This is a genomic window from Thermogemmatispora sp. (assembly GCF_019683635.1).
Lineage (GTDB): Bacteria > Chloroflexota > Ktedonobacteria > Ktedonobacterales > Ktedonobacteraceae > Thermogemmatispora.
In genome coordinates this window covers 68,537-87,455 of the sequence record NZ_JADGIA010000001.1, presented here as the reverse complement: position 1 = coordinate 87,455, position 18,919 = coordinate 68,537, and the positions used below count along the sequence as shown (strand labels likewise).

Below are 18,919 nucleotides of genomic sequence, written 5' to 3'. Positions count from 1 at the left end.
CCCTACTTCACAGGTATTGACAGGCAGGAAGGCTTGCTTGCATCGGCTGCGGGAACAGGAGAGCGGGCGGGCGCGAGGTGGACTGACAATCAGACAGGCAGAGAGGTCCTCTTGACGTCCCCGCCCCAGTTCTGTTCCTGCTAGTGTCCCCTAGGAGCAGACGCTATGGGCCTGACCACCGCTGGTCTCTCCCACTGGCAGGGCGAGCCTGCCGAAATTCCCCTCCTGAACATGACCATCGGCGACCTTCTAGATCACCGCGCCGAGGAGCTACCCTCAAGTGAGGCCGTCGTCTATAGTGGCTATCCCGAGTACGGTGGAGCACTCGATCTGCGCTGGACCTATCGTGACCTGCGCGAGCGCGCCGAGGCGGTGGCGCGCGGCCTCCTGGCCCTGGGCTTGCACAAGGGCGAGCATATCGCGGTCTGGGCGGCGAATCTCCCCGAGTGGCTCTTGCTAGAGATGGCAGCGGCCAAGGCCGGGCTGGTGCTCGTGACCGTGAATCCCGTGCTGCGCGCGCGTGAGCTGGAGTATGTGCTCCGCCAGGGTGACGTCGCAGCCCTCTTCTTTATGGCTCGCATGCGCGATCACGACTGCCTGGAGACAGTGCGACGGCTGACGACTCCCGCCGGCTCGCCGGGCGCTGTACGTAGCGAGGTCCTGCCCTGTCTGCGCTACGTCTGTCTGATCGGCCCGCAGCCCAAAGCGCTGGCTCAGCAGCGCGACTGGCGGCCCGCCTTCTTCCACGAGCTAGTGGCAGCAGGAACAGCGATCCCCCCAGAGGCTCTACGTGAGCGCCAGCGCAGCACTTCGCCCGATGACGTAGTCCAGATTCAGTACACCTCTGGCACAACTGGCTTCCCCAAAGGGGCCATGCTCACCCACCGTAATGTCCTCAACAACGCTATGCTCTTCGTGCGCCGCTCCAACGGCACACCCGCAGACCGCGTGTGCAACCCGATGCCCTTCTTCCATACCGCTGGCTGCGTGCTGGCAGTACTGGGCTGCCTCTACATGGGCACGACGCTGGTGCCTATGCTGGCCTTCGACCCGCTCAAGACCCTGCAGATTGTCAGCCGCGAGCGCTGCACGCTGCTAGGAGCCGTGCCGACCATGCTGCTGGCCCTGCTCCAGCACCCCGACTTTGGCCGCTACGACCTCTCGACGCTGCGGGCTGTGACCTCCGGCGGCGCGCCAGTACCGCTTACGCTCATGCAACAGGTCAAAGAGCAGATTGGGGCCGATATTACCATCGTCTATGGATTGACGGAATCATCACCGGTAATCACCCAGACCCTGCCAGAGGACAGCTTCGAGCTGAAGGCCAGTACGGTTGGAATACCGCTACCCTACACGGATGTCAAAATTGTGGACCCGGCCAGCGGTGCGGTGGTACCCTGCGGCACGCCCGGCGAACTCTGCTGTCGCGGCTACCTGGTGATGAAGGGCTACTACAAGATGCCGGAGAAGACGGCGGAGACGATCGACGGCGAGGGCTGGCTCCATACCGGTGACCTGGCAACGATGGACGATCAGGGCTATGTGCGCATTGTGGGCCGCTTGAAGGAGATGATCATTCGCGGCGGGGAGAACATCTATCCAGCAGAAATTGAGGATTTCCTGCTGCAACATCCGCGCGTGGCCGAAGCCCAGGTGATCGGCGTGCCGGACCCCTTTTTCGGCGAGGAGATCGCCGCCGTGATCCGTCCACGCGAGGGCACCCAGGTCAGCGCAGAGGAGCTGCGCGCTTTCTGCCAGGGCCAGATTAGCCACCAGAAGATACCGCGCTATTTTCTGTTCACAGAGAGCTTCCCCATGACGGCCAGCGGCAAGGTTCAGAAGTTCTTGCTGCGCGAGCAAGCCGTCAAAGAGCTGGGGCTGCAGGAAACCAGGCCCTAGTCAGTCAGTCAATCAGTCAGCCAGCTAGCCAGCCAGAACAGTGAAATAGCCAGGGGTAGGGGTGCGCCCCCAGCATGGCCGCCAGCGGATGCCGCCACTGTCGGGGGCGCACCATTCTCATTCCCAGGCCCACGCGGGGCATCTCCCTCGTGGACCTTCCTCCTTCCGAGAGACAGGAAAAAAGTACCATCCCATGCGCGCGCCTGGCTCTCGCTCGTTCCCGCAGCCAGAAGAGGATAGAGGGCGGGTCTCAGGACCGGCCTCTCGCATAAAGGCCAGGCCACATGAGAAAAAGCAAACGTTATTTCGTGCTTGTACTGCTTTTCTTCCTGCTGATCGGCAATGCCTGCAGCGCTGGCACCAGCTCGACTGGTAGCGGGCAGATCACTCCCACAACCAGGGTTACGGCCACAGTTCGGACCGGCCAGGCTCTGCCCACCGTGGTCCCATCCACGGCCACCCCAACGCTTGATGAGCTTGCTCGTGGTATTGTGCGCAACCTGACCCTCGATCAAAAGCTCGGCCAGATGGTCATCGTCGAATTTTACGGCGCCACCTACAACGCCGACCTGCAGCAGATGATCGAGGAGAGCCAGATCTCAGGCGTGCTCATCGAGAACAACAACGGCAATGTTGAAAGCAGTGCCCAACTCACAGCCCTCAACGCGACCTTGCAAGCACACGCTCATATTCCCCTCTTCATCAGCACCGATTTTGAGGGAGGCTACGTCAACGAACTGCGCCGCATCACTGGCGAGCGCCCCTCAGAGGCCGCCATCGGCGCCAGCGGGAGCGTCCAATATGCCTACGATCAAGGGCTGGCCGCCGCCCACACCCTCACAGCCCTCGGTCTCAATGTCAACTTTATGCCGATCGTCGACGTTCTTACCAATCCTAATAATCCCGGCCTTCCCCAGCGGACCTTTGGCTCTGACCCAACGCTGGTCACCAACATGGGACGTGCCTACCTGAAAGGCTTAACCGACGGCGGCGTCATCGGCTGCCTCAAACACTTTCCGGGGCTTGGCGCAGCCAGTGTCGACCCTCACCGTTCGCTGCCCACTGATAACCGCAGCCTGTCCCAACTGGCCAGTATCGACCTCGTCCCCTATCGCACCCTCATCAACGAGGGCATCGTGCCGATGGTCATGACCACTCATCTGCTCAATCCTCAGCTCGACCCTCGCCTGCCTACCTCGCTCTCCCCAGCGGTGGTGACCGATCTCCTGCGCAATCGCCTCCATTTCGAGGGTGTGACCATCAGTGACACCCTCTGGATGGGCGGCATCAGCAATACCTACAGTCTCGCTCAGGCGGCAGTGATGGCCGTCAAAGCCGGGGAGGACCTCCTGCTCGGTCCACGCGGGCTGAGCGAGACACGCAGCACACTGGCCGCGCTGAAACAGGCTGTCCTCAAAGGAGAACTGTCGGAAAGCCAGGTCAATGCTGCCGTCGAGCGCATCCTGACCCTCAAGCTGCGCTACGGTATCCTCAGCCAGGCGCGCGCCCTGCAGCTGCTGGCGACTCCTGGCAATGACCAGGCCCCCACAGCCCAGGCCCCCTTCCACGCCAGCGAGGTCGAGGCCGACCTGCGCCGCCCACTCTGGCAGGCAGCGGCCTGACCGATGCTCCTGGCAGCATTGCCAGGGCAACCAGCCAGCCCCTGCGCCTTGTCATTCCCCTCCAGGCAGGTCTCTGGCCGCTTCCTCACCTTCCAAAGCACCCCCGCCTGCCTCAGCTTTGAGACGCCGCAGCTCAGCCACAATCTCAGCACTCTTCATGATCGAGACGCCGATGGAGCGCAGTTCCTGCTTGCCTTGCTCATACAGACCGGAGACGGCATCTTCCACTAGGACCAGGCGGAAATCGCGCTCGCTTGCCTCGTAGAGAGTCGCCCGTGGACAGTTAGGGAAGTTGCAGCCACAGATGATCAGCGTCGAAACATGGGCGCGACGCAGATAGTCCTCCAGCGGCGTGCGATAGAAGGCGCCCCAGCGCGGCTTGTAGATGACCACCTCACGGGGCCAGAGATACTGAATCTGACCAGTCAGCAGGCGAGCCGTTTCCAGCTGCGAGAAGCGATCAGGCAGTAGCTCTGGCACAATTTCACAGCCCGGGGAGTCGGCCAGGACCCAGCTAGCTCCACGCTCCACCGCTGCCCGGCGGCAGAGATCTACGTTTGAGCCATCAGCCAGATAGATGCGCACAACATGGATAATCGGACGTTCCGCCTCGCGAAATGCCTGCAGTAGGTGCACAATGCGCGGCACAATTGCCAAGGTTCCTGCCACTCCCGCCGGCTGGCCATCGAGAAAGTCTCTTTGCATGTCAATTACAATGAGAGCAACAGCAGTAAAATCAGGCGCGATGTAGTGATCCATAAAGCTCACCAGAGACAGCTCTTGGTTCATACCAATCAGCACGTTGTAACCATTGTATCACCATTGAGCCGCAGGAGTCGCAGAAAGCGGAGGAGAGAGCTGGTGAGCAAACACTGGTCCTGGCACTTTCTTACCAGGGAAAATCAAACCAGAGCCATAAAACGTTGTGAGATTTTTTTCCCTGGAGACGTAGTACTGAAGGGGTCAATGAGGAGAGAATCGCACCCGTGAGAGGGTGCTGCTGGTGCCAGGATTCTCTTTCTTGCTCGTTGCTACCCCTAGTGTTGCATGACCAGCAAGTGTCACTGATCAAATATCCACCGAGGACGCTTCTCCTTCAGCCTTCAGACAGCGAACTGTGGGAATGACATATTCGAATGGTGCGGGAAGGAGTTTCAAACACATGAGGAAGCAGAAGGTAACCACAGGCGTTTTTCACTTGCTGCTTCTGGTGGGGCTGGCCCTCTTCGTTGTCGCCTGCGGCGGCGGCGGACAGAGCGGGACCACCACTAAGGCCAAAGCGCCGGCCAGCCAGCAGAAGTTTATCTTCACCAATGCCGGTGTGCAGGACATTGAGACCTTCGACCCGGCGATGGTGACCGACCTACCCTCGTCGACCGCCATTAACCTGGTCTTCACCGGATTAGTGACGCTAGACGAGAACCTCAATGTGCAGCCGGAGATTGCCTCTTCGTGGGACATCTCTTCGGACGGTCTCACTTATACTTTCCATCTGAAGACGAATGTCAAGTTCAGCGATGGCACACCTGTCACCTCGGCAGATGTGGCCTACAGCATTGACCGCGCCCTGCAGCCGGCCACGAAGTCGCCGGTCGCTGGCAGCTATTTGAGCTTGATCAAGGACTCCGACCAGCTGGGCGCCGGCAAGATCAAGACCATCATCGGCGATAGCCTGAAGACTCCTGATCCACAGACGATCAGCATCACGCTCAACAAGAAAGCCGCTTACTTCCTGGATGCTCTGGCTTACCCCACTTCCTACGTGGTGGAGAAGAGCATCGTTGAGAAGTACGGCAAGAGCTGGACCGACCATCTTGAGGAGGGCGGCGGTACCGGTCCCTTCAAGGTGCAGTCCTACCAGCACAACAAGCAGATCGTCTTTGTGCCCAACCCCTACTATTACGGGCCAAAGCCGCAGCTGCAGCAGATTATCATGCCCTTCTACCAGGATGTGAAGACGGCTTACCAGGTCTATCAGACTGGGCAGGTCGACATCACGCCGATTCCCATCACCAACATCCAGCAGGCGCGCGCTAAGACCAATGAGTACAGCGAGACGCCACAGCTCTCGATCGACTATCTGGGCATGAACTATCTGGTCAAGCCCTATGATAACATTCACTTCCGTCAGGCGCTCTCGCTGGCCATCAACCGTGACCAGATCATGACGGCGATCTGGAAGAACACCCGCCAGCCGACATACCACATCGTGCCGAAGGGCATGCCAGGCTATAACGCCAGCCTGACCGGCCCGGCGGGCGTCACCTCGACTGCGGGCGACAAGACCAAGGCCAAGCAGCTCCTGCAGCAGGCTCTCCAGGAAATGGGCCTCTCCAGCCCATCCCAGTTGCCCGCCCTGCAGCTCTACTATCCCACCGGCTCACAGGACGTGACCAACGAGATCACGACACTGACCAGCCAGTGGCAGAGCGTGCTCGGGATCTCTGTGAAGCCTGTGGCCACCGACTTTAACAAGCTGCTGGAGGACTTGAACGCGGCTCCGGGGAACCCCAAAGGTATCGGCTTCTGGTCGATTGCCTGGATTGCCGACTACCCCGATCCGCAGGACTGGCTGACCCTCCAGTTCGACAAGGGTTCCCCCAACAACCAGGTCAACTACGGCCAGAACAGTTCCAGCGACGCTGCTCAGCAGCAGCAGGTGCAGCAGCAGCTGGAGCAAGCTGACGCGATGGACAACGGCCCGGCCCGCTATCAGGCTTACAACCAGGCAGAGCAGCAGCTGGTTAACGACGTTGCCTGGCTCTCGCTTGATCAGCGCATCGGCGTGCGCCTGCTCAAGCCTTATGTGATCGGCATGAAGTTTAACGCTCAGGGTCTCTTCCCGCCTGAGCTGTGGGCTAACGTCTACATCGCTCAGCACTAGCCTGACCAGTCCCTGAGCACAGCACAGAAGCCCCCGGAGGAGATCCAGGTAGACACTCGCTGGTAAAGCAACAAGCCGGCTGCCAGCCGCCGCGATCCCGCTCGATCGGATCGCTCACTCAGCGGCTGTGCACGCCGGCTTTTTTCGCCTATTTCATCCGCTTCAGCAGGCGAGGCGGCGGCTCGGCGAACGGCCCTACGCCATAGAAGGCATCGTGATTCCACAGCGCCTGAAAGATCGCCGCCGTGGAGGCCAGTAACAGCCAGAGAAAGAGCGTGGCTAGCGAGAGCGCGACAAGCGTATCGCGTAGACGGAGCAGGGCAACAAGTACGCTCGCCACCGTCAGCCCCAGCATGAAGAGCGTCAACAAGAGCGCGTTCAATGGTGAGCGCAGGCCGAAATAAGCCGCGCTGAAGATGATGTAATCGAGCCATGAGGCAGCCTGCAGGACCAGATAGGCTGTGCGCCCCTTGCTGTTAACCGGCTTGTTGAGAACACGCAGCAGCCCCCAGATGGCCGACAGGTTGTTGACCGTCCAGGCAGGACCAAAAACCCAGGCCGGGGGCGCAAAGATCGATTGCCTCAATGCTTCGAAATAGGACACATCTCCGAGAAGCTGCCCCGGACTGCTGATTCTCCGCCCTTGCCAGCGATTGACAAGACCGCTCAGGGCAAAGGTTAATCCCTGGACGAGCAGATAAAAGAGCAATCCATGATACCAGCGCCAGGGCCGACCCGTTTCGCTCACCCATAGCTCTCTTCCCCGGCTCCTCCAGCCTCCGTCTCTCTCCAGCCTGTCTTCGGCCCGCTTGAGTACCCGCGCCATATGCGTTTCCTCCTCTGGGCAGGGGAGAGTTGGCCCTGCCCTGCATCTTTGCATACCTGCCTCTGCCTGCTATTGTACCTCTCTCAACAAGCGTACTGTCATTCAGAGAGGCTCCACTCCGCTTGCAGGGCAGCAGGTCCGGCAGGAGAGGCAGAGACCTGTCCCCGGCAAGGCAAGCGGAAGGAGGGGAGGGAGGGAGGTAGAGAGGCAGACAGACAACTGTGGGCAGCCCAGCCGGCCAGGTGGGACAGCTCCAACGCTCGCGCTTCTCCATCCTCGTTAGTGAGAGAGAAGGTCGAGGCTCGCACCAGGGAGAGGAGCGAGCACAGCGAAGCAGCAGGTGAGGGGCAGGCGATGGGCGGGCAGGGAAATGGCCTGCGGTCTGACCGCAGGTGACAGACAGGCTGGCAAGCAGACCATCACCCGGCTGTCACAACGTCTGAACGAAGCTGGCAATGATCGTCTGCACTTCATCCAGCCGCCCCTGGAAGAAGTGGTCCGCCCCCTCGACCGCGATCATCGTCTTGGGAGCCGGCAACTGCTCAAACCAGCGAACGGTCAGAGCATAGGGTGCCACTTCGTCCCGCGTCCCGTGGATGATCAGCTTGGGCTTGGTACAGCCCTGCAATGTGTCGCCATCGAAGCTGCGCGCAGGCACACCCAGGCCGATGAGTGCCCGCACCCTGCCATCGACGGCCCCCACCCGCAGGCCCACATAGGCGCCAAATGAGAAACCAGCAAGAATAACGGGAAGGCCCGGATAGCGATGGCTGAGGAAATCCAGCGCATAGCGCACATCATCCATTTCCCCCCTCCCTTCATCATAGCTACCCGAACTTCTCCCTACCCCCCGAAAGTTGAAGCGCAGCGCCGGTATCTGCAAGGCCTGAAGAATCTGGGCCACCTTGAAGACGACCTTGTTGTCCATCGTCCCCCCATACAGCGGATGCGGGTGACAGACCAGGGAGACATAGTGCGGTTTGACACCCGCTTCCTCGGGCTTCAGAATGCCCTCAAGACGGCCCAGAGGTGACGGTATATCAACGTGTAAGATCTGTGCGATAACATCCCCCGCCTTTCTAGTCTGAAAATAAAGAGCTACCCATAGCAAGAGTCGTCACTCTCATAGTATAGCACGAATCTTTTGTCCGCTACAGATATGCTACTTTATGCACTGTGCAGATTGATAGTGCCAGTGCCGACATCGAGGCGCAAGAGCGCCGCTGGCATTGGCCCACTCCCTGGTACTAGAGGACCATAATAGGTAGCTGAGCCAGCATTAGTACTGACCTGGATCGGGAAGGTACTCACAATCCTGCCGCTGTTCGCGTAAGCATCCACCACCACCGCGGTAGAGGCAGGCAGGGTGACATTGAGTTGGCCAACATCACAGTGAATCTGAAAGAGCGGTCTCCCGCCCGCAACGGGACGGGTATCGAGCGTCCCGTTGAAGGTTACCTGGCCATTGGCCGTGCGCAGGCTACTGCCATTGCTCAAGGTTGCCCTCTCAACGGTGATGTTGCCCGCCTCATTCTTGATCACCAGTACGCCATTGAGGCCCTGGATATGGACATCGCCTACAGCCAGCTCGACGTTCAGCTCGAAAGGGGTTGCTCCCTGATTGACCTGAGTCGGCAGTTTGAAGCGCAAATTTACGGTATCGTTGGGGCCATTCAAGCCCTCACTCTGCGGCAACGTTGTCGTGACCTGCAAGCTGGTTAGTCCCGGCTGTATCTGAACGCTGATGCGTTTGAACTCTTCATCGGCCTCGGCCTGGCCTCCCACTCTCACCTGTTTGATGACCGTCAGCTCCGGGGTGGACAGGCTGGAATCTACAGTGATGTCCACGCTGCCGATCTGACTGCTAACCTTGAGCTGCTGCAGGTTGTTAACAGGGATCGTCTGCTGACTTGTCTGGGTATAGGTGTTGACAGCCGGCCCCAGGATCGGTAAAGGACTGCTGCCGGTGACGCTGCGCAGGGCTGCAAAGACGGCCACTATGATCCCGAGCAGTAGCAGAAGGATGGCCACGCTGCATCCGCCGAGAAACCAGAGCCAGGAGTGGCCGCGGCGCTTGCGCCGTCGACGGTAGTCTGCCTGGTGCCCTCTCCGATAGCTCGAAGGCTCCTCTTCCTCCTCGGCAAACAGGAGACTCTCCCGTCCTCCTCTCATTGCAACCTCTTCCACCATCTCCTCCTCAGCGTCTTCCCCCTCCCACTGAGGTGCCTTTCTGCGCCTCAGCGGCTCCTCCGCCGGCTGCCAGCGGGCGGCCTTGGAGCCGCTGGGACGAGAGCGACGCTGCACTCGACGGCCCCGAGGAAGGAATTCTTCATAGGCAGGCCAGCTGTCTTCTCCTGGCTCCTCGGACCAGCGGGGTCCTTTGCTCTCTCTGCTCATAGCTGCTCCCCTTCTCTTGGGTCTGGTGCCGGAACGGCCTCGCTCTCGGTTCGGCTTGGCCGCACCACGCTAGTCATTACTGGGGCAGATTCCTGCTCCTCTTTTGGAATACGCTTGAAGAAGGCCACAGGTTGGCTCTCGCGAAAGGCTAAAGCTGGAAGAACGGCCAGCAGACAGAGTACACCAGCTACCAGGAAGATCGTGGTATAGACGGTATGGGCAGCGGTGACCAGATAGGCCGTATAGGCATCCAGGTAGGCAGAGCTAAAGGGAGCGACCCCAGGCGGGGGCACAAAAGCAGCAGCCAGAGCACGAAAATAGCCCAGGCCCCAGGAAGTGAGCGCCGCCAGACCGAGAATCATCCCTACCATGCGCAGCATTGTGACGAGAGCCGCCGCCAGGCCGCCCCGTTGCTTACGTGCTGCATCCAGCGCAATCACCCCAATAGGGGCAATGACCAGACCAAAGCCCCAGCCTCCCAGCATGGTGCTCAGCGTGATCTGGTTCCAGTCCACTCGCAGCGGCCACAAATGCATCAACCAGAAAGCCGCCGCCGCGCACAGTAGCCCTGCGATGGCCACTGGTCGGCTTCCCAGGCGCTCGCAGAGCCAACCACCAGCCAGCGCCCCCAGGGGGATCATTGCTGTCAGCCGCAGCAAGGCGAGGCCACTGGAGATGGCCGTCTCGCCAAGTACAGTGGCGACAAAGATCGGAATGTCTACCATCGCAATGATCAGGGCCGCCCCCACGAGCAGGCTGACCACAGCCGCCGCCACAAAGGAGAGGCGGCGAAAGAGGCGCAGGTCGAGCACGGGCGCGCCACGACCGGGCAACCTCAGTCCAGACCAACGCCCTCGCCTACCAGAGCCGGCCTTGCCTTCTTCTGGCGGCTCTTCTCGCTGTAAGTGTAGCTCTACCAACACTAACAGTATGAGCAGGAGCAGTGCCAACCCGATCAAGATGGGATTGCCGTGTGTGCCGGCACTCGCCGCCGCACTGTGGGCCTGGAGACCGGGCTGGCCTGCTGTCAAGAGCGCTGCCTCCTGCGCCAGGCCGAGACTGAGGCAAAGCAGGACAGCCCCCAGCAAAGCAGCACCCACCAGATCGACCCCAGGTCGCTGCTCCTCCCTTGGCATTGGAACCTGCGCCGGATCGCGCAGCAGGAAGACCAGCGGCACCATGAGGGCGGCCACCAGGGGCAGGTTGAGCAGGAAGATGGCGTTCCAGCCCAGCGTCTGCGTAATCCAGGCTCCGTAAAGGGGACCAAGTACGCCCCCTGCCTCGGTGACCATGCCGATCAGTCCAAGGGCCGGGCCTAACCCGCGCGCACCATAGTAGTCGCCCGCGATCGCCATCGCGATTGGCACAATCGCGCCTCCACCGGCAGCCTGCAGGACGCGCGCCCCCACTAACCAGACCAGACCAGGCGATTGCACATCAACGCCAAGCACCTGCAAGAAGCTCAAATCATTCTGCGACCCAAGCCAGGGAGCCAGTCCGCAAACCAGTGAGGCGCAGGCAAATAAGGCCAGACACAAAAGCAACAGGCGCCGCCGCCCATAGCGATCAGCCAGCTGACCCAGCAGCGGCATCGCAATCACATACCCCAGCAAGTAGCCGCTGATAATCCAGGAGGCGCGGTCGAGCTGCAGGATCGGTATCTGCAGATCGGTGATGATCTGGGGTAGCGCCGTGACCACCACTGTTTGATCAAGGGCTGTTAAGAAGACTGCCGCACAGACAAAGATCAGGGCCAGGAGAGGTCGCTGTCCACGCATCTCAGCCTGGCGACGCCCCGTGGCATGAGCAAGAGAGCGCACCACTCACCTCCAGCGGCAGAGAGACACCAGCAGCTCTGGCAGGCGTCAGACAACTGGCGCACTAATCGTAATGGTTTCGTTGAACTTCGAGAGCTTCAACGTGCGGACCGTTTGGCTCGTATCGCCATCGGCAGCCACCCCCGTCAGGCGTATCTGGTGCGGCAGCTGATCGTTCTTGCCGATCCAGACAGCGGCATCGAGCAGCGAGCCAGACCGCGTCTGATCGCCCAGCAGGCCGCGTAGATAAGCGGCATCGAGCTTGCCGGTGATGTTCCAACAGGCGACTCCATCAACGCTGCTCTCGCTGGGTGTAGACGGATTGCGAATCTGCCCCAAAAGGGCGGCGATACCAGTGCGCGAGTCAGAGAGCACGCGGGGATCAGGCAGTCCGCTGATGGTTTGCCAGCGCCCCGTAATGGGGTCGGTCATATACTGCTGTCCGCCCACCACAATGATCTTGACCTGCACCAGCGAGCCAAGCACCAGGGCGCCAGCATCGGCCTGCAAGCGATCGGGAACGACCAGATCGCCATCGGCGCTCTGGATGACCAGGGTGGCGCCGCTGCCAGGATGCTCAACCTTGAGATTGAAATGGTAGGAGTGAACCTTCTGCATGGCCGCCTGGGACGCGGCGAGCAATTGCCGCGCATCAGGGGCTGAGCTACCGCCGCAGGCAGCCAGCATGAGCAGAGCGCTCAGGGTCGCCACCGCCGACAACCACCCTCGATGGCCCGCTCCGGCTCCCCTTGCTCTCCTTTCATAAGGCACGCTTCTTGCTACATTCATATGCTTCGACACCTGTGTCTTCTGATGGTGCATGCTCCGCCTCGTCCTATGCTTCTGCTAAGGATTGTACCAGCTATGATGGCGGAAGGTAAGGCAACGGCCTCTCTCCTTCCCCCGGGTCCGCGATCGATGACCCCGGCCTGCCGCCGCCATTGGCTCCGCTCCGCTGATCAAGCTACCCTGCCGCTCAGGAAGAGCAGCCCTTTTCAAGGAGAGCAGCGCAAGCTATAATTACCATGCAACGACAGGCAATACGTCAGCAGGCACGAAGGAGCAACTGATGGCTGAGAAGCCGCGTTTCCGTGTTCGCTTCTGGGGCGTGCGCGGCAGCTACCCGGTACCAGGAACACAGACGCTGCGCTACGGTGGCAATACCGCCTGCGTCGAGGTGGACGTCAGTGGGCGTACACTGGTGCTGGACGCCGGCAGCGGCATTATCGCCCTGGGCGATTCGCTGCTGCGGCGCAGTAACGGCAATGCGCTCCATATCGCTCTGCTGATCACTCACGCTCATGGCGACCACCTGCTTGGACTGCCTTTCTTCGCTCCTCTCTATGAACCAACGGTCAGCATCGACTTCTTTGGCCCCCGCCTTGCTGGACGTGATGTCGAAGGGCTTGTTGTACCCGTCATGTCGCCACCCTACTTTCCTGTCGATATTCGTCAGCTACCATCGCAGCGAGCTTTTTACACTCTGGAAGATAACATGTGGATCATCTGGAAACCAGGTTGCAAGCAGCCGCTCTTGCTGCAAGAAAATCAGGCTGCCTGGGAGCCGCCTCCTTTACCGACGGAGGTCCGCGTTCATGCCCGGTTTACGACCCTCCATCCACAGAATGGCTCGCTGCTTTACGCCATCGAACACGCCGGGCGGCGCTTGATCTACGCCACTGATCTGGAATGGGGAGAGGAGTACCAGAGCGAGATGCTGGCTTTCCTGGAACGGGCCGATCTCCTCATCCACGATGCTCAGTATACTCCCGAGGACTATCGCCATTCGCGGCGCGGCTTCGGCCATAGTACCTATGAGATGGCGGCTACAGTGGCGCAATTGGCCAGGGTACGCGAGCTGGTCCTTTTCCACCACGAGCCAACCTACGATGACCAGAAGCTGGAACGCATCGAGTCTGCTACTCGCCGGCAGTTCAGCCGGTCGCGCCTGGCCCGAGAAGCGATGGAGATCGACCTGCTGGTCAACCCATAAAAGCCCATGTCAGTCTGTCACCCGAGGGAGGCTGAGCACCTGAAGCAGAGGCACCAGGCCGGTAAATCAGCAGCTCACTGGAAGATCTCCCTGGCCAGAAGCGCCTGGAGTCAAACGCCAGCCTCTACGGAGCCTGCACAGAGATCCGATATCGACAACGAGGAAAGCGATGGAGACGAAAATCAATGTGGTTTTGGCGTTGATGATCGTCGTTTCATTTTTGATCGCCATTGTGCTGCACGAGTTTGCTCATGCCCAAATGGCGATCTGGCTCGGCGATCCAACGCCCCGGGTCGAGGGACGCTATACACTGCGCCTGCGCCGCCATCTCGATCCGCTTGGGACGCTGCTGTGCCTGATCCTGGCCTTTATGCCCATCGTCTTTGGACCGGTTGGCCTGGGCTGGGGTCAGCCAGTGAAGACCGATCCCTGGAAGCTGCGCGGTGGACGCACCAGCGGTCCCTTGCTGGTTGCTCTGGCTGGCCCGATTTTTAGTCTGCTAGTGGGCCTGGTCTTTGCTGTGATCGCGCGCTTCGTCTACCCGCTGGTCTCGGAAAATGCAGTGCTGCTGCGCATACCGCAATTCCTGATGGTCTTCAGCTGCACTAACCTGGCTTTGACCATCCTGAATATCCTGCCAGTCTACCCGCTTGATGGCTACCAGATTGTCTATATCCTGCTCCCAACACGCCAGGCCCTGCAGTTCGCACGCTCCGGCCCCTGGGGTCCTCTGATCATCCTGGCGCTTTTCTTCATCGTCCCCTTTATCGCCGAGCTTGCCCAGATGCCCGGCTTTTTCCTGGCCCATATTCCCGACTATATCCGTGAAGGGGCCTTTTTCCTGGCCGGCCTGGTGACCAATCTGACCTCCACCAACATTGCGCAAATCTACAGCTTCTGAGTCGGGAGATGGACATAGCGCCAATGGAGGAAACAGAGCGTCAGGAGAGCGTGAGGGCCAGGCCACAGCGACCACGCGGTCTATTGCAATTTGGGCGTATTGGCTATCGCCTCAAGCAGGTTTGGGCCCAGCTTGGTCCCACTCGTCCTCTGAGCAGCGCCGAGCGCGCTGAGCTGGCGGCTATCCTGCCTCCTGCTGCACTTGCTCTTTTTGAGAGCATGTCGCTCGCAGATCAGGCCCACTGCCTGCGCGTCTACCGCGGCCTGCTGGCGAGCGGCTGCCACGATCAGGAGCTGCTGATCGCCGCGCTCCTGCACGATGTGGGCAAGGGCAATGGGCGCGTGCCTTTCTGGACACGGCCCGTGATTGTGCTCGGCAAACACTTCGCTCCCCGCCTGCTGGCACGTATGGCAGTCTATCCGCGGCCAGAGCTGCCCCGTTGGCGACAGGCGCTCGGCTACGCCTGGTGGCACGCTGACATTGGGGCCACTCTTGCCGCTCAGGTCGGCCTCTCCGAACGCACGGTACTCTATATTCGCACGCACCACCAGCCCGATGGGCCTGCCGCCGAGCTGCACCGGGTTGATGAGCAATCCTAGCTAGCCAGGTGAGATAGAACGCTGGCTGACTGGCCAGGAGAAGGCATTGACCGGGCTTCTGTCTCCTTCTATACTGACCTTGCCCAGGTCCATGAGGTCCAGAGCAGTTCAACTCACTTCCATCCCGCTGTGATCAGCCCTGGCGCCGCACAGTGCTGGAAGTGAGCAGCCAGCCATAGGCCACCCACCACAAACGAGGTTTGCCGGCATGACACAGGACAAGGAGCGCAACAGACAGGCGCAGGCAGCGGCCACTTCCTCTCTTCCTCTGGCCAGCACAGCGCCCAGGCCCCGCAATACTCAGACCCAAAGCCAGCAGGAGGAGCCAGAGCAGGCCACGCCGCAGGCGAGGGAGCCCGAAGAGCGGGCCCCCCAGTTTCCTCTACAGGGAGCCTCCGAACTCTGGGGATTGCCTCAGACTGGCTACATCGTGCGCCTGCCGGTTTTCGAGGGGCCTCTGGAGCTTCTGCTCTACCTGATCGAGAAACGCCAGATGGAGATCACCACCATCTCCCTGGTAGCCGTCACAGATCAATACCTGGCCTATTTGCGCCGCTGGCACGAGGAGGAGTTGCCCCTTGCGAACATGGCCGCCTTCGTCGCTATCGCCGCTCGTTTGCTGTTTATCAAATCGCAAAGCCTCTTGCCGCGCAATCCGCGCCAGGAGATCTCGGAAGAGACCCGCCAGGCCGAGGAAATGGCCGCCGAGCTGGAGCGCCATTTGAAGGAATATAAGATCGCTAAAGAGATCGCCTCAGTCCTGCGTCAGCGAGCGGAGGCGGGCCTCCAGACGTACGGACGCTCCAGCTTGCTGGCTGGTATTGAGGCCCAACTGGCCTGGACTCCTCCAACCTTAGCCGGCCTGGAGGTCGAGGCGCTCGCGCGCAGCTTTCGCCGTCTGCTTGAGACACGCAGCCGCGCCGAGGCAGAGGCCAACGGGGGCCTGGTGCTCCCCGTGGCACGCGTGCGCGTAAGCGAGCGCATAGCGGTCATCACCGCTCGTCTGCGCACAACCTCGCGCCTCTGGTTGAGCGACCTGCTAGAGCCAGGCGCTTCGCGCTTGTTGATCGTGGTGACTTTTCTGGCCATGCTCGATCTGTGGAAACACGAGCGCATCAGTGTCCGCCAGGAAACTCTTTTCGGGCCGATTCTGCTCGAACGCGGACCACGCTGGCAGGAGGACGAGACAGAGCAGGAGGAATCGACCCAGGCGCTGGCAGAGAGCGACTAGCCGCTCTTCCTGGCTCAGACCCACCCCCTGGGCTTGCCTTTCCTTGCCTCTCTCTGCCCCTTAGCGGCCAAGCGGCAATGAGACTGGTTGCTGGTTCGTTCGTCTCATAACTTGACAAGAGCAGGCTCAAAATTTATACTAAAACAATAGTAAATCCCCTGGATAGAGTGCTTGCTTTAGCGCAAGCGTGCAAAAACGAGAGAGGACCGCTGGCGGGGTGCGGCTTAGAGCTGCGCCCTGTGCCATTCTAGATAGACTCAAGACGCATGCACGAGGGGAGTGTTGTTATGACGGACGAACCCAGGGAAACTACTGAGAGGCCGCAGCCTGAGCAAACGCCCCAAGGTCAGGAACCGGCGGCTGAGACGCCCCAAAAGGAGCAGCCGGAAGCCACTGCCGCTGCAGCACCAGCCGAGCCAGCAGAGACGCCTGCCGCCACCGCTGAGGAGCAGCCTACTCCCACGCCTGAGGAGCGCATCGCTCAGTTGGAGGCCCAACTTGCTGATCTGGCGGCTCAGCTCGCCCAGGCTCGCCAGGAAGCTCGTGAGAACTGGGACAAGTTTGTCCGCGAGCGCGCCGATCTGGAAAACTTCCGCAAGCGGCGTGAGCGCGAGATTGCCGATCGCGTCCTGCAGCAGAAGAAGGCTCTACTGAATAAGTTGCTTGAGGTGATGGATAACCTGGATCGCGCGCTGGCCTATCAGGATAGCCTGGACCGCCAGGGCCTGCAGCAAACGTTGCGCCTGGTGGCCTGGCAGATGAATGAGCTGATCCGCAGTGAGGGCCTGACCCCAGTGCCTACCGTGGGCGAGCAGTTCAACCCCTATATCCATGAGGCGGTCGAGGCCGTCGAGGACAGCGAGAAGCCGGAGGGCATCGTTGTAGAGGAGGTCCGTAAGGGCTATAAGTTGAGCGATGAAACGCTGCGCCCTGCCCGCGTTAAGGTGACGGTGGCCGCTAGCAATAAGGAGCGCGAACAACAGGGAGAGGCCTGAATCGGCGACCGCCAGGGGAAGGCCCAATCCAAGGCCATGCAGCTCACGCCAGCCGAGCCTGACTATCAGAGTCCTCTGGACACGATGAAAGCAACGAGCAAGCGAGCTGTGCCAGCGCATATTGCTCCTTCTCGGCCAGGCGAGCGGGCGGGCAGGCAGACAGGCAGACAGCTAGAGAGAGAGGCGGCCTTTCCCTGCAACTTCGGTTTCGACTCCAGGCCAGACCTTGCCAGAGATGGTCACAGGCCGGTGGGAACGTGGTAGGGTTTCCCAAAGCTGATAGACCCGTAGTGGCTCCGCAAGCAAGCGCGCTGGCAGAAGCTGGCAAGCTAGCCATCAGAGCCAGCAGCTCTTAACGTACAAAGGGGCGGGCAGATGGAATATAAAGACTACTACAAGATCCTCGGCGTTGCTCGCGGGGCCAGCTCCGATGAGATTAAGAAGGCCTTTCGCAAGCTGGCCCGCAAATATCACCCCGATGTGAACCCGGGTGACCGCTTCGCCGAGGAGAAGTTTAAGGAGATTAATGAGGCGTACGAGGTGCTCTCTGACCCGGAGAAGCGGCGCAAGTACGATGCGCTCGGCCCCAATTGGCAGGATCAGTTCGCCAATTTTTCGGGCTTTCGGCGCTCCTATCCTTATGGCAGCGGTCGCTCCTCAACGATCGATTTCGATAGCAACAGTGGCTTCTCCGATTTCTTCGAGGCGCTTTTCGGGCGTAGCGCCCGCACGCCACGCCAGGAGTTCCGGCGGCGCGCCGGGGACAATATCGAGCAGCCGGTCGAGGTGACACTGCGTGAAGCCTATACCGGTGGTACGCGCACCTTCAACATCCAGTCGACCGAGATTTGCCCGGTCTGCCAGGGCATCGGCGAGGTACATGGACGGGCCTGCGCAACCTGCGGCGCTCAGGGCACGGTCGTGCGCAGTAAGAAACTCCAGGTCAAGATCCCTCCCGGCGTAGACAATGGCTCGCGCATCCGCGTCGCTGGTGAGGGCCAACCCGGCATCGGCGGCGGGCCACGCGGCGATCTCTACCTGATCATTAGCGTCAAGCCCGATCCGGTCTTTGAACGCCGTGGTGACGATCTCTATCTGGACATCGATGTTGATCTCTATAAGGCCCTGCTGGGCGGAGAGGCACTCGTTCCTCTCCCCGACGGGCGGAAGCTGATGCTGACCATTCCACCGGAAACCCAGAACGGGCGGCTTTTCCGCCTGGCGGGCAAAGGCATGCCCCGCCTGCGGAGCGAGGGCCAGGGCAATCTCTACGCGCGGGTGCGGGTGGTGCTTCCCATGCATCTCACAGATGAGGAGCGTCAGCTCTTCGAACAGCTGGCTCGCACGCGCAACGTCGAGGTTCGTTCGGCCACCTGATCAGCCGGTGCTCGCCCTGACTCATTTCGCCTGATCGCCCCAAGCTATCAACCAGCAGTCAGCCAGCAGCTCTACTGGTCGTTCGCCTACGGCCTGATGCGTCCGGGACCGGGGCGACGTCTATGCGCCCGGTTTGATCGCTGGTTCCATAGGCTGACGATGACCCGATGATCGTTCTGATCGTCTGCAGTGATCGCTCGCAGGCTCGCGCGATCACCCGTCTTCACCGAGCGAGTTGACTGACACGCTCATGCGTTCACGTAGCATGGCAGGCTGGCCAGACAGCTTTGCTCGCCCGCCGCTCTCCTCTCTGCTTGGCTCATGCTCAAGTAGACTGAGAGAGCAGGCCCGGCAGCGGCCAGGCACGGCCTGAGCACT

Annotated in this window: 15 protein-coding genes; 9 read left to right on the top strand and 6 right to left on the bottom strand. The window is 60.7% G+C overall.

Annotated features, from left to right (window positions below):
• The first annotated feature begins 165 nt into the window (after positions 1–165).
• Positions 166–1,899: an AMP-binding protein gene (locus IRZ31_RS00335; RefSeq protein ID WP_297148322.1), complete on the top strand. Its 1,734-nt coding sequence runs from the start codon at positions 166–168 to the stop codon at positions 1,897–1,899.
• A gap of 284 nt (positions 1,900–2,183) precedes the next feature.
• Positions 2,184–3,521: a glycoside hydrolase family 3 N-terminal domain-containing protein gene (locus IRZ31_RS00330; protein ID WP_297148319.1), complete on the top strand. Its 1,338-nt coding sequence runs from the start codon at positions 2,184–2,186 to the stop codon at positions 3,519–3,521.
• 51 nt (positions 3,522–3,572) lie between these two features.
• On the opposite strand, the gene IRZ31_RS00325 is transcribed toward IRZ31_RS00330, so the two are convergent.
• Positions 3,573–4,310: an isochorismatase family cysteine hydrolase gene (locus tag IRZ31_RS00325; protein ID WP_297148317.1), complete on the bottom strand. Its 738-nt coding sequence runs from the start codon at positions 4,308–4,310 to the stop codon at positions 3,573–3,575.
• 373 nt (positions 4,311–4,683) lie between these two features.
• Here IRZ31_RS00325 and IRZ31_RS00320 point away from each other — a divergent pair, with 373 nt between their 5' ends.
• Positions 4,684–6,405, top strand: a complete 1,722-nt coding sequence (locus tag IRZ31_RS00320; RefSeq protein WP_297148315.1) for a peptide ABC transporter substrate-binding protein — start codon at positions 4,684–4,686, stop codon at positions 6,403–6,405.
• A 148-nt stretch (positions 6,406–6,553) separates the two neighbouring features.
• Here IRZ31_RS00320 and IRZ31_RS00315 read toward each other — a convergent pair whose 3' ends face one another.
• The 5 genes from IRZ31_RS00315 to IRZ31_RS00295 all read right to left on the bottom strand — a co-directional run bounded on the left by IRZ31_RS00315 (position 6,554) and on the right by IRZ31_RS00295 (position 12,234).
• A complete protein-coding gene (locus tag IRZ31_RS00315; RefSeq protein ID WP_297148313.1) occupies positions 6,554–7,153 on the bottom strand; it encodes a TspO/MBR family protein in 600 nt (199 codons plus the stop codon).
• Between the two features lie 508 nt (positions 7,154–7,661).
• Positions 7,662–8,159, bottom strand: a complete 498-nt coding sequence (locus tag IRZ31_RS00310; protein WP_297148311.1) for an alpha/beta family hydrolase — start codon at positions 8,157–8,159, stop codon at positions 7,662–7,664.
• 239 nt (positions 8,160–8,398) lie between these two features.
• A complete protein-coding gene (locus IRZ31_RS00305) occupies positions 8,399–9,421 on the bottom strand; it encodes a hypothetical protein (protein WP_297148309.1) in 1,023 nt (340 codons plus the stop codon).
• Positions 9,422–9,624: 203 nt separating this feature from the next.
• Positions 9,625–11,451 (bottom strand): MFS transporter, encoded by a 1,827-nt coding sequence (locus IRZ31_RS00300; protein ID WP_297148307.1) that lies wholly within the window; start codon positions 11,449–11,451, stop codon positions 9,625–9,627.
• A gap of 42 nt (positions 11,452–11,493) precedes the next feature.
• Positions 11,494–12,234: an LppX_LprAFG lipoprotein gene (locus IRZ31_RS00295; protein WP_297148305.1), complete on the bottom strand. Its 741-nt coding sequence runs from the start codon at positions 12,232–12,234 to the stop codon at positions 11,494–11,496.
• Positions 12,235–12,514: 280 nt separating this feature from the next.
• Here IRZ31_RS00295 and IRZ31_RS00290 point away from each other — a divergent pair, with 280 nt between their 5' ends.
• The 6 genes from IRZ31_RS00290 to IRZ31_RS00265 all read left to right on the top strand — a co-directional run bounded on the left by IRZ31_RS00290 (position 12,515) and on the right by IRZ31_RS00265 (position 18,541).
• Complete coding sequence (locus IRZ31_RS00290) at positions 12,515–13,438, top strand: MBL fold metallo-hydrolase (protein WP_297148303.1); 924 nt, start codon at positions 12,515–12,517, stop codon at positions 13,436–13,438.
• 169 nt (positions 13,439–13,607) lie between these two features.
• Entirely contained in the window at positions 13,608–14,339 is a 732-nt protein-coding gene (locus IRZ31_RS00285) for a site-2 protease family protein (protein ID WP_297148301.1), read from the top strand.
• Positions 14,340–14,362: 23 nt separating this feature from the next.
• Positions 14,363–14,938, top strand: a complete 576-nt coding sequence (locus IRZ31_RS00280) for a hypothetical protein (protein ID WP_297148299.1) — start codon at positions 14,363–14,365, stop codon at positions 14,936–14,938.
• 208 nt (positions 14,939–15,146) lie between these two features.
• Entirely contained in the window at positions 15,147–16,169 is a 1,023-nt protein-coding gene (locus IRZ31_RS00275) for a segregation/condensation protein A (RefSeq protein ID WP_297148297.1), read from the top strand.
• A 287-nt stretch (positions 16,170–16,456) separates the two neighbouring features.
• Entirely contained in the window at positions 16,457–17,164 is a 708-nt protein-coding gene (locus tag IRZ31_RS00270; protein ID WP_297148296.1) for a nucleotide exchange factor GrpE, read from the top strand.
• A gap of 375 nt (positions 17,165–17,539) precedes the next feature.
• The gene (locus tag IRZ31_RS00265) at positions 17,540–18,541 is read left to right on the top strand and encodes a J domain-containing protein (protein ID WP_297148294.1); all 1,002 of its coding nucleotides are present in this window, start codon (positions 17,540–17,542) and stop codon (positions 18,539–18,541) included.
• Positions 18,542–18,919 lie beyond the last annotated feature (378 nt).